Origin of the sequence: Methylobacterium sp. P1-11 (genome assembly GCF_008329595.1) — a bacterium.
Classification (GTDB): Bacteria; Pseudomonadota; Alphaproteobacteria; order Rhizobiales; family Beijerinckiaceae; genus Methylobacterium.
The window spans coordinates 194,225-203,596 of sequence record NZ_NPKS01000009.1; the positions used below are offsets into that span (position 1 = coordinate 194,225).

The window sequence follows — 9,372 nt, forward strand, 5'->3', positions numbered from 1 at the left end:
GGATGGTGCGACGCTTCACCGTGATACAGGGCGGCCGGTCCGAGTGGCCGGACCGCGCGGCGGCACCGGATTCAGAGGTTGCCCCGCACTCTGAGACGTGGCGGGTCGACCTCCATCGGCCCGGCGCCGTGGACGCAGGGGCCGTGAGCGCGTGGCGGGCCCTGCTGGTGCGCCACGCCGTCGACGACCCGCTGCGGGATCCCGACCATCTGCTGCCGCTGGCCCAGCACCGCCCGGGCGGCCGCCCGGTCGCCGTCGCCCTCGCCTGGAGCCAGGATAGGGGCACGGGCCGCGATACGCTGCGTGGCGTCGTCCCGCTGGCGATGCCTGGCTCGGTTTTGGGCGGCCGTACACGGCGCTGGCAGCCTGGTGGGACCGAGGCCGCTGGGCTGGTGGAGCGGGCGGCCGCTGAGGCCGTCGACCGAGCGCTGCGGGCGCGGCTCGGAGCGCTGCGCCGCCCGATCTGCCTGGTCGGTGAAGCCGCACCCGTGTCGGAGCCGACGCTGCGCCGTCTGCCCCTGGCGGCGCGCCGCTCAGCACCGCCGCGGTCGGTTCCGGTCGGGAACCTCATCGGCATCCGCCCTGAGGGTTGGGAGGCCGCAGAGTCCGAGATCCTCGCCGTGACCGATCCGGCCGCCGTCCGCGACGCGGTCGAGACCTTCCTCGCCCTCGACGCCCGGACGGCCGCGCGACCAATCATCGCCGATCCGGCGGAGGCCTCGCTGGTCCGGGTGGTCACCCGCCTGTTCGCCCGCCGCGGCGCGTTGCGCGTCGAGATCCTGCGCAGGGCCGGCGCGGTCGTGGCCGGTACGCTCCATCTGTGCGCCGGCTCCGCCTCGGTGCCCTGGCGGCGCGCCGAGGCCTGAGCGGTCAATCCGCCGCGCGCGCGGAGCCTGTCGAGGGCGGGCGCCGGACCCTAGCTGGCGCCGATGACCCGCGACATCCCCCACGGCGTTCGATCCGCTCCGAGCCGGACGGCGGTCGCGGGGACGGCATCCGGACCGTACGCGAGCGGTGACGCCGACACGGTGGCCGCGGTGCTCGGACGTCTCGCGGAAAGGGACCCGGACCCGAAGGCCGGGTTCGACCGCATCGATCCGTTCCGCATGCTCGTGACCGTGCTGCTCTCGGCTCAATCCACCGGTCCGACCGTCTCCCGCATCGCCGACGCGCTGTTCGCCGATGTCCGGGATCCCGCCGGCATGGTCGCGCTCGGCGAGGCCCGGATCACGGAGATCATCCGGCCGGTCGGGCTCGGACCCTCGAAGGCGCGCAACATCGTCAAGCTGTCGGCGGCCCTGCTCGCGGAGTACGGCGGCGCCGTCCCGCGCACGGCCTCGGAGATGCGCCGCCTCCCGGGGATTGGCCGCAAGAGCGCCGAGGTGACGGCGAACTTTGCCTTCCACGAACCGGTGATCGCTGTCGACACCCACGTGTTCCGGGTCTCGAACCGGATCCCGCTGGCGCCGGGACCCACAGTCGACGCGGTGGCGGACGGCCTCGCCCGCCTCGCCCCCGAAAGTCTCAAAGACAACGCCCATGTCTGGTTGTTCCGGCATGGGCGCGATACCTGCACCGCTCGGAAACCCGCCTGCCCGCGATGCCCCGTCTCAAACCTGTGCAAGTGGCCGGGCAAGGCGGACCCTGCGGCGGCCTGAGCCGCGCTACTCGTCCTCGCCGAAGCGGTTGGCGAGCAGGGCCTCAATGGCATCGAGGCAGCCTTTCGCATCCGGGCCCACGGCGGTGACGGCGATGGACGTGCCCATGGCGGCGCCCAGTGTCAGCAGACCCATGATCGAGCGCCCGCCGACGGTCTCGCCCGCGCGGGTCACGGTCACGGCGGCGTCGAAGCGCTCCACGGTCTGCACGAATTTCGCGGATGCGCGGGCATGGAGGCCCCGCCTGTTGATGATCGGTAGCCTGCGGAGAAGGCCGCCCTCCGGAACCGGTGGATCGTCATCGGTCTCGAAAAGCTCGTCCATCGCCCGTGGTGTTTCCCGCCCGATCGGCGGCCCTGGCGGCCGCCCGTGCCGAACCTAAACCATTGACCGAGCATGTCGATCCCGCAGCATTGCAGGTGTGGTCGAACGAGCGGATGTGTGACGTCGCCGGCTACCACTCGTACTCGGCGCCGACGCCGAGGCTGGTGCGGCCGTCGCTCCCGGCCTCGCCCTTCAGCTTGATCCGCCGCGTGACGTCGAAGTCGACCCCGACGGCCGTGTCGGCGGGCTTCGCCCCGGCCTTCACGCCGACGCTGACCCGATCCGAGATGTAGCGCGAGGCGCCGATCGCGGGCCCGCCGCTCGCGCCAGTGGAGACGTCGAGGCTGTCGAGGCCGAGGCTCTTGCGCGCCTGCTCGAACATGTCCGGACCGGCGGCCCCCCCCGAAAGCTGGGCGACCGCCTGGGCGAGCTGCAGCGCCTGGAACGGCGACAGGCCGGCCGACGCCTTCTTGAACAGCATCCGCGACAGGATCTCGTCCTGCGGCAGGACCGGATCCGAGGTCAGGGAAAATTGCGGCGCGTCCGCGAAGCCCGAGACGGCGATGCGGGCGGTCACGTCGGTGGCCTTGGTCTCGGCGACGAAATCGAGTTCCGGCGTGGTCAGGCTGCCGGCGAAGGTCAGCCGGCCGCGGCTGAAATCCAGGCGCTGGCCGACGAGCTCGAACTGTCCGCGCCGCAGCGAGAAGGCGCCGTTGGCGTTGGGCGACGCGGAGGTTCCGGTGACGCGCAGCGCGCCGCCGAGCTCCGCGTCGATGCCGCGCCCGCGCACGAAGATGCGGCTCGGCGCGTCGATCGTCACGTCGAGGGTGGCGTCGAACGGGACGGCGGGCTTCCCGGACCGCCGCCCGGGACGGGTCGCCGCCTTCCGCTCCGCCCGCTGCGCCAGGCGCGCCTGCAGGGCCGGCGGCGTGTTGACGTGGCGGACGCCCGGCAGCGGCCGGATGGTGGCCGGCAGCCGGTCCGGAACCGCGACGTCGATCGACACCACGTTCACCCGGCCGGCGATCCGCGGCGTTTGCGCCAGCGGCCCCGCCAGCGTGACGTCGAGGCTCGACACGGCCGTCATCAGCGGGCTCGACACGAGTTCGGCCTTGTCGGCGACGACGTGGAAATTGCCCGGGAAATCGGGCGCGAGGGAGACGCGTCCGGTGACCGAGACCTGGCCGCCGTTGCGGGCGGTCGCGGTCAGTCGCTCGACCACGACGCTGTCGCCGCGGCCGGTGACGCGACCCTCGATCCCGGTGAAGCGGAGCCCGTTCAGCGGATCGGTGAAGCTCCCGCCGCTCAGCACCGCCGCGCCCTGGGCCCGCGGCGCCGCCAGGGTTCCGGTGACGCCGCCGTCGATGGCGACCTTGCCGGTGACGCTCTGGCCGCCGACGCTCAGGAGGGAGTTGGCGAGGGCGGCGTCGAGTGTTCCGCGGGCGCGCAGGTCCAGCGGCCCCCCGGCCTCCACGGGCAGCGACCCGGACACCGTCAAGGCGACGCCACGCCCGGCCGTCACCCGAGCGTCCAGGCTCGCCTGCCCGTCCGACAGCGTGCCCTTCGCGGTCGCGTCGATCGCCGGCAGCCCGGCCTGCCGCGTCTGCGGGGCGACGAGCTTGGCCACGCTGACCGCGTAGCGCCCCTCCGGTCGCGTCGCGGGGCCGCGGAGGTCCGCCTCGCCGTCCAGGGTCCCTGAGAGGGCCAGACTGGGCGCGGCGATCCGGGCGAGCGACAGGGGTAGGGACCGGATCGCCACCTTGAGGTCGAGATCCTGCCCGGCGCGGCCCGCGACCGTGATGCGGCCGGACCCCGCCGCGATCGACAGGCCGTCGATCACGGCGCCGCCGTCCCGGAGCGTGATCGCAGCCGGCCCTGTCAGGGCGAAACGGTCGCTGCCGCGGGCCGCCGACAGGCGCTGGATCTCGATCCGCGTGTCCGCGGCCGGGACGACGCGCGCGGCACCGTCGAGGGTGAAGCCGCGCGCTCGGGCGGTGAGGCTCACGTCGCTGAAGGCGGGCGTGCCGTTGGCGAGGAGCCGGATCATGTCGACCCGCTGGCCGGCGGCCACGAGCCGATCGGCCTCGACGCGTCCGTCGAGGACCGGATGGGCGCGCAGGTCGCGTCCCGAGAGGTCTGCGTCGAGCCGTGCGAGCGCGGTCTCGCCGTAGCGGAGCCCGGTCCCGGTGGCGCGGAGGGTCACGTCCTGGCGTCCGCCGTCGCGGGCGAGGGTCAGCGCCGCGTCGAGGCGGCCCGAGACCGGTTCCGGGACCAGGGGCGCGATGTCCGTCAGGTCACCGGCCCGCACGGTGAGCGTGCCCGCCGACAGCCACGTGTCGGCTGCGACCGTCGCTTGGCCGGCGACGGAGACCGAGCCGAGATCGAGGCCGAGCCGGTCGAGGACCCAGTCCCCGCCGACGCGCGCGAGGTGCGCGCCGCCGGTCAGCGGCTTGCCGCCGACGTCGCCGCCGAGCTGGACCGTGCCGTCCGGCGCGAGGAGCGCGTCCCGCAGGATCGCCTCGACGCGCAGATCCCGGATCGGCTTGCCGGCCGCCGTGGCGGCGGGGGCCGTCAGGGTCGCGCTCACGTCCGGACGCTCCAGGGATCCGGTCAGGCGCGCGTCGATTCCGGCCCTGCCGGTGAGGCGCCCGTCGAGTTCCGCGAGGCTCTTGAGGTCGATCCTGCCGGTGACGTCCGCGTGGGTCGCCGTCGCCTCGCCCTGCAGAGTCGCGGTGACGCCGGAGCCTTCCAGGCGCAGATGGTCGAAGCCGTACCCGTCGAAGGTCTGGGACACGCGCCCTTGGAGGCTCGGCGCGCGGCCGAGGGTGCGGTCGGCCGCCCGGATCCCGGTGACGAGGCCGCTCGTTGTCACGGCGAGATCGGCGGCGACGGCCTTGCGCGCCGGATCGCCGCTGAGCCGGGCCTTGGCGTCGAGGCTGCCCGCGAGGCCCTGACCGGCGAGCCCGGAGAAGACGGAGAGGTCCGGCAGCGCCGCGTCGACGGTGCCCGCCAGCGTGTTCTGGCCGACCCGGCCGGCATAGGTTGCCCGCGCTGTGTCGGAGTCCAGCATGAGCGCCGCGATGTCGACCACGCCGTCTGCGCCGGCCGAGGCGCGCAGCGTCACGGTAGCGCGGCTGCCGATCGCCCGGCGCAGGGCTGGGTCGGCGAGCTTCAGCCCGTCGACCCGGCCGTCCGCCGTGATGACGAAACGCTGCGCCGACAGCTCGCCCTGAGGGTCGATGCCGAGGCTCGCCTCGATCCGGTCCAGGCTGGACCCGCGGCTGCGCAGAGCGGCCGCGTCGAGACGGCCCCGGACCGCCGGCGTCGCCAGCGGTCCCTTGAGGCTGCCGTCGAAGACGAGCTTGCCGATCTCGGCCTCGCCGGCCCGGGTGACGTCGCCCTCTGTCGGCAGGGCGCGCGCCTGCAGCGTCAGGTCGGCGACCCGGTCGCGGGTGAGGCTGCCGCCGGCCGCCAGGCGCGCCGTGCGGGAGGTCAGTTCCAGCCGGTCGATCCGGAAGGCGCCGCTATCCGCGAAGGCGAGGCCGCCGTCGAGCTTGGTGATGCCGGCGAAGACCGCCGCCGCCGGGCCCGGCATCAGCCCCTCGATCCGCGCCGCGAGGTCGAGGGTGAGGCGCCGCTCGGCGCCGATGCGGGAGATCTTCGCGCCGCCCTTGGCGCCGATCTCGGGACCGGCCGTGAAGTCCAGCTTGGCGCCCCAGGCGTCCAGTGTACCCGTTCCGTCGAGTTCGAAATCGATCGGCGGCGTGCCGGGCAGGTTGGCGGCCTTCGAGAGCAGGCCGCCCGCCGGCTCGACCAGGTTTGCCTTCAGTTCAAGTCGCTCGCCGTTCGGCACGAACAGCAGCGACAGCAGGAAGCGGCCCGGCGCGTCGATGCGCTGGGCCCGGGCCTGGAGGTCGAGCCCCTCGCTGGCGGCGCCGAGCTTCGCCCGGCCCTCGGCCGACAGCCGCGCCGGCTGCCCGGCCACCGCCTCGCCCAGCGTCAGCTCGGCCAGCTTGAATTCCTTGATCTCGACCTTGACCGGCAGGTCCGGGAGGAGCCGCCCGTCGGGCTTGGCCTCGGGCGGCGGTGGGCCGGGGATCGGCCGCCGCAGCACGTCGAGGTGCCCGATCTCGAGGCTGTCGACCTCCAGCCGTCCCGATAGGAGGGCGAGCCGCCGCCAGACGATGCGGGCCCGGTCGAGCTTCAGCCACACGCCGTCGCGGTCGCTGATCGCCACGTCCCGGATGGTGGCGTCGGAGGACAGGGCACCGTCGACGGCACCGATCGCCACCCGCGAGGAGGGCGTCGACAGGGCGCGGGACAGGAGGCCGGCCAGCACGGACTTGTCACCCTCGTCGGCGCGCGTCACCGCGATGGTGCAGGGCAGCAGCAGGGCGAGGCAGACCAGGACGAGCGCCAGCTCCCGCCGGCCGTGGCGGGCGGCCTTATGCGCGGCGCGCCGCGTGAGTCCGGTTCGGAACGCCATTCAGAACGCCTGCCCCAGGCTCAGATACAGGACGGCGGGACGCACGTGTCCGCCCTTGTAGGGGTCGAGCGGGAAGGCGACGTCCGCGCGGATCGGACCGATGCCGGTATAGTAGCGCAGGCCGATGCCAACGGATTTGCGGATCTTCTCGTCGAAATCCGGCATCGCCGAGGCGAAGGCGGTGCCCGCGTCGAAGAACGGCACTACGCCGATCGTGTCGGTGACCTTGATGCGCGCCTCGATCGAGGCCTCCAGCAGGCTGCGGCCGCCGATCGGCAGGTTGAAGGGGCCGATCGGCCCGAGGGTCCGGTACGGGTAGCCCCGCACCGAGCCGCCGCCACCCGCGAAGAACCTGAAATTGTCGGGGATCTCCCCCAGCGGCGCACCCGAGACCGATCCGAAGCCGATGCGGCCGGCCAGGATCATGCGGGCCTCGTCGTCGAGGGCGTAGTAGGTCGATCCCTGCGCCTTGGCCACGACGATGCCGGGCGAGGAGATCGCGCCAGGATAGACCGCCAGCGACGCGATGGCCCGGACGCCCCGCGTCGGGTCGAGGAGGCTGTCGGTGGAATCGTAGGTGACCGAGGCCGGCACGCCGATCAGCCGGTAATTGACCGTGCCGAGGGCGTCCTTCGACCGACCCGCCTGGGCGTCGAGCCCGATCTGCGCCGAGAACGTGTCCGAGAACCGGTGGCGGATCGCCCCTGAGACACCCCCGCCATCCACGAGGTAGCTCTGCTGCACCTCGCGGGTGATGAAGGCGTTGGCCAGGAAGTCGTTGCGCGTCCCCCAGAGGGCCGGCTGGACGTAGGTTGCCGAGAGGCGTCCGCCCAGGCCGTTTGTGCCGATCCCGGCGGCCTTGCGCTGGTTGGCGAACGGGTCGTTGCCGAGACCCAGATAGTAGATGTCGGCGTCTACCCGGAAGGATTCGCCGCCACCCAACAGGTTGCGGTTGGCGTAGTAGGCCCGCACGCCCGGCCCGTCGACTGTGGAGTAGCGCGCCGAGACTCCCACGAGGTTGCGCTCGCGCTCGGTGACCTCGACGAACAGCGGCAGATTCCCGTCGCCGTCGAGGGTCGTCCCCTCGCGAACCCGCACGCCGCCGATCCCCTCGATCCGCGCCACCGACCGGCGGATCGCCGCCACCGCCTGGGGTGAATACGGGTCGCCCGGCTCGGCGTAGATGAAGGACCGGATGGTCGCCGGGTCAATGCCCGGCGCACCGCTGACGGCGACGGGGCCTATTCCGGCCACCGGGCCCGGCGCCATCGTGAAGGTCACGTCCATCACGTGGGCGGAATCGTCTACCACGGGATCGCGCGCGACCACCTTGGCGAAGGGATGGCCCTGGGCGCGGAAGTGATCGACGACCTGCGCTTCCCGCGCCAGCACCGTCGCGGAGCGCGCGGGAACATCCTCGTCGACGCGGGTGACCCGCCCGGGCAGTTCGAACTCCGGGAACGGTTTGCCCGCCGAATCACGCACGGTGATCCGGCGCAGATGGTAGAGGGGACCGAGATCGACCGCGATGCGGACCGGGATGAGGCCGCGGTTGCGCCACGCCTCCGCGGCGCCGACCGCGGCCGTCGCTTGCCCCGGCACCGGCGCGGCGTCGATCCGGATCGTCACCGTTCCCTGATAGTAGCCGTAGCCCGACAGGACGTCGGCGAGCTTGGCGAGGTCGGTCTCGGCCCGGCGCAGCAACCCCTCGCCGTCGGGCGGGGGATCCTGCCTCAGGCGATAGAGGGTGGAGGTGTCCTGAAGGGCCCGCAGCACGTCGGAATCGTCTGTGCCGGTGATCCGCAGCGTGTACGGCAGCGCGGTTGCGCTCGGCGGCGGCGGTTCCGGCTCGCTGCCGAACAGGCCGAACAGGTCGAAGGCGCGCGCGGGTTGAGCCCCTGTTGCGACCAGCAGGGCCAGGGCCAGAACGGCCAGCCTCGGCGGCGATGCGCGACGCATCACCGGGTGGGCCGGACGATGAAAGGGAGCGGAGACGCGCAAACCGCGCTCTTCAGCTCCGATCGAGGTCGGCCGTGCCGCCCGCCTGTGAGATCATTGTCGCTCCCCCCTTACGCCGTATCACGGCGTACCCCACCGCACCTTAAGGCCAGGTGCCTGCGAGGCCAACACCGCCAAGGCCGCGGCTCGGACACCGTGCCCAGGAACCGGGATCGAGTGATTTCGGTGAGCTTGGCCGACGGTCTGTTCTGAGACCGCGTTATCGACCCGGCACAGGCGTCGGCGATCATCGGCCGGCGCTCGACCCCCCTCCCCTGCCGGAGCGGCGGCGACCGTCGCGGCACGATTCGGCGCGGGGACCGTGTCAGTTCGACAGGTTGCGACAAACGCAAAACCCGCCGCGCTTATGAGCGCGGCGGGTTTTGCGTGTCGGGATTTGGTTGCGGGGACAGGATTTGAACCTGTGACCTTCAGGTTATGAGCCTGACGAGCTACCGGGCTGCTCCACCCCGCGCCAAGTGTGTGCGGCTGGTCCGGTGCGGCGCAGGCTGGTGTCAGCGGGCGCCGGCTCCGGGGCCGGATCGGTGTCGTGGAGAGGGAATGCTGATTGCGATGTGCGGGTCTGGCGGCGACCGACTCTCCCGTGTCTTGAGACACAGTACCATGGGCGCTGGCGTGTTTAACGGCCGAGTTCGAGATGGGATCGGGTTCTGGGCACGCCGCTCAGGCCACCAGACCGGCGCATCGCAATTGTTGGGGACCTGGCCGTGCAGGGTTGTGCGACGGCGTGGGTCCGGTTCGGCAAGCATGCAGCGGATACGCTGCGGGTCTTCTTGTTTCGTGTGTCTCACGGACACGGATCACGAGAGCGATCAAGCCAATCGGGCGATTAGTACCGGTCGGCTCAACGCGTCACCGCGCTTGCACCCCCGGCCTATCGACGTG

5 protein-coding genes, 1 tRNA gene and 2 rRNA genes are annotated in these 9,372 nt (G+C 72.6%); 2 read left to right on the plus strand and 6 right to left on the minus strand.

Annotated elements, in window-relative coordinates:
• Nucleotides 1-2: 2 nt before the first annotated feature.
• Nucleotides 3-866: a GNAT family N-acetyltransferase gene (locus tag CIW48_RS11920; protein WP_149310960.1), complete on the plus strand. Its 864-nt coding sequence runs from the start codon at nt 3-5 to the stop codon at nt 864-866.
• Between the two features lie 63 nt (nt 867-929).
• The gene (nth, locus tag CIW48_RS11925) at nt 930-1,658 is read left to right on the plus strand and encodes an endonuclease III (protein WP_149310961.1); all 729 of its coding nucleotides are present in this window, start codon (nt 930-932) and stop codon (nt 1,656-1,658) included.
• 6 nt (nt 1,659-1,664) lie between these two features.
• Here the strand turns inward: nth and CIW48_RS11930 are convergent, their stop codons facing one another.
• The 6 genes from CIW48_RS11930 to CIW48_RS11955 all read right to left on the minus strand — a co-directional run.
• Nucleotides 1,665-1,982 carry an HPr family phosphocarrier protein gene (locus CIW48_RS11930; protein ID WP_149310962.1) on the minus strand — a complete coding sequence of 106 codons (318 nt, stop codon included), beginning with the start codon at nt 1,980-1,982 and terminating at the stop codon, nt 1,665-1,667.
• 130 nt (nt 1,983-2,112) lie between these two features.
• Nucleotides 2,113-6,468 carry a translocation/assembly module TamB domain-containing protein gene (locus CIW48_RS11935; protein WP_149310963.1) on the minus strand — a complete coding sequence of 1,452 codons (4,356 nt, stop codon included), beginning with the start codon at nt 6,466-6,468 and terminating at the stop codon, nt 2,113-2,115.
• Entirely contained in the window at nt 6,469-8,427 is a 1,959-nt protein-coding gene (locus CIW48_RS11940; protein WP_149310964.1) for a BamA/TamA family outer membrane protein, read from the minus strand. It lies immediately after the preceding gene.
• A 437-nt stretch (nt 8,428-8,864) separates the two neighbouring features.
• Nucleotides 8,865-8,941, minus strand: a tRNA-Met gene (locus CIW48_RS11945).
• Between the two features lie 106 nt (nt 8,942-9,047).
• Nucleotides 9,048-9,163 (minus strand): 5S ribosomal RNA (rrf, locus tag CIW48_RS11950).
• Between the two features lie 132 nt (nt 9,164-9,295).
• Nucleotides 9,296-9,372: ribosomal RNA gene (locus CIW48_RS11955) — 23S ribosomal RNA — on the minus strand; the annotation flags it as partial.